At 42.0% G+C, this 1,731-nt stretch carries 2 protein-coding genes and 1 pseudogene; 2 read left to right on the forward strand and 1 reads right to left on the reverse strand.

The features are described 5' to 3' along the window. Positions 1–454, forward strand: a pseudogene (locus PR833_RS16230) (hypothetical protein); the annotation flags it as partial. Between the two features lie 334 nt (positions 455–788). Here the strand turns inward: PR833_RS16230 and PR833_RS16235 are convergent. Then, positions 789–1,013 (reverse strand): SymE family type I addiction module toxin, encoded by a 225-nt coding sequence (locus tag PR833_RS16235; RefSeq protein WP_040132481.1) that lies wholly within the window; start codon positions 1,011–1,013, stop codon positions 789–791. 281 nt (positions 1,014–1,294) lie between these two features. Here PR833_RS16235 and PR833_RS16240 point away from each other — a divergent pair. After that, positions 1,295–1,731 (forward strand): VENN motif pre-toxin domain-containing protein (locus PR833_RS16240; protein ID WP_052038331.1); only part of this gene is annotated, 437 nt, incomplete at its 3' end.

The following is a 1,731-nucleotide window of genomic DNA, read 5'->3' on the forward strand; positions in this document are numbered from 1 at the left end:
AGGATATGCTGCTGGTGTTACTGGTCTGGGCTTATACTCAGGAACAGGACTTATTGTTGCTGGTATAGGTGGAAGTGCTAATTACCTCATTCAGTTATCTGGAGATAAACCCATTAATTACACTGATGTACTCATTGCTACTCACATAGGTGGAATTACTAAAAACTCTAATCTTTATGGTGTCGTAAGGGGGAATGTTTTCGGTGGCGGCCTTTCAAGTGAATTAAAAGGTGAAGATCCATTGCTAGGCGCTGGAACGTCTGGAATTAGTTCAGGAATTGGTTATGGACTAGGCGGTCTCATAAAGTGGGGTGGTAATCAATGGGGATTTCATAAAACTAATGGTTTTGATCCTAAATATAACCCTAGAATACAAGGTGGTGCGAATAAAGGGTTATTAGGTTATCAAAAGACTTATCACCAGCAGTACTGCCTGGGATCGGAGGGAATGTAGGTTCATCTTTAACGACTGAAATCACTAATAGCCAAGCCCAAGAAGCAATTAAAAAAGAGCAGGAAAATGCCAATGAAGCACAGAAATAGTAAAGGATTTTTTCTTCTTTTTTTAACTTCAATGTGGGCTATTGTAATTTTTGCTATGGGGGTCTTTTCATTTTTTTTTGCAGAAAGTTATACATGGCTACTGATGAATACAGAATTTACATTTTCATTTGAGTACATAAAAAAAGCATGCAAGCTAGCACTGGTATTAAGCCCAATGCTAGGAGTGGTGACCTACTTTATGTATAATAAATAGGATAATAGTTAATGAAGTGATTTAACTAACTTCACCCCTCAGCCAACTGGATAATCAACTGTTCAGCTTGGCGAGTGAGGGTAAAGTGATTGCCCACCGTAAAACCGATTGCATTCAGCCACTTACCACTGATGATCAGTTGTGGGCTGGGGTTGGATTTACCGCGGTTGGGGGCGTAACCCACTGTATACTGTCTGGTTTTGACCACTTCTTCTTTAGTCGTCGGTGTTTTTACACTACAACCGCGCTTAGTCATGGTGACTACCCCTATCAGTTGCGTGGTTAGCCATGTTGGGGTGTTCCCACACCTGAGCATGGTGTTATCTCTAATTATCATATCCAATCAATCGCTTAGCCTGATGTTTTAAAATCAACGCATCCAAAAATCGATGTCACTGATTTTAACTCTTCTTCATCTATCTGTTTGACGTTTCAAACTTCAGTTCATTTTACGGCTTATGTTCGCTTTCTTTAAATGACAGTGAATACCCATAAGAAGCTGAATACGATTTTTAACAAAGAAAAAGAGCAGAAGCGGTGAATAAAAATCATCCTACTTTGATGGGGAAAGCGCGAGAGGATGCTATTCAGGCTGAAATCAACGACTCTGGCTGGCAAGTCGGTGGAGACAAACGGCGCATAGTCGAATCAGGTACGGCGTTAATCCAAGGGTTAGTAAATGGTGATGTGTACAAAGCGGTGGCGAATGCCAGTGTGCCGTATATTGCGAACTATATTGGTCAGCAGGTAAAAGATGATAAAGCCAAAGTTGCGGCCCACGGTATTGCGAATGTTGCATTAGCGCTGGCAAAAGGTGAAAATGCAGGAGCACAATCGTTAGGAGCGATGACCGCCGAAGTGGTTGGTATGTTGTCGAAAGAGCTGTATAAGAAAGATGTTAGCCAGCTTACCGAAGAGGAAAAGGCGACGGTGAGTGCGTTTGCGAGTCTGGCAGCTGGTATTGCGGCGGTTTA

It is taken from the genome of Providencia sp. PROV189 (assembly GCF_028480065.1).
Classification (GTDB): Bacteria; Pseudomonadota; Gammaproteobacteria; order Enterobacterales; family Enterobacteriaceae; genus Providencia; species Providencia stuartii.

Excerpts from the sequence above, each read along its gene's own strand:
- PR833_RS16235 (WP_040132481.1), bottom strand. The coding sequence starts at position 1,013 with ATGACTAAGCGCGGTTGTAGTGTAAAAACACCGACGACTAAAGAAGAA.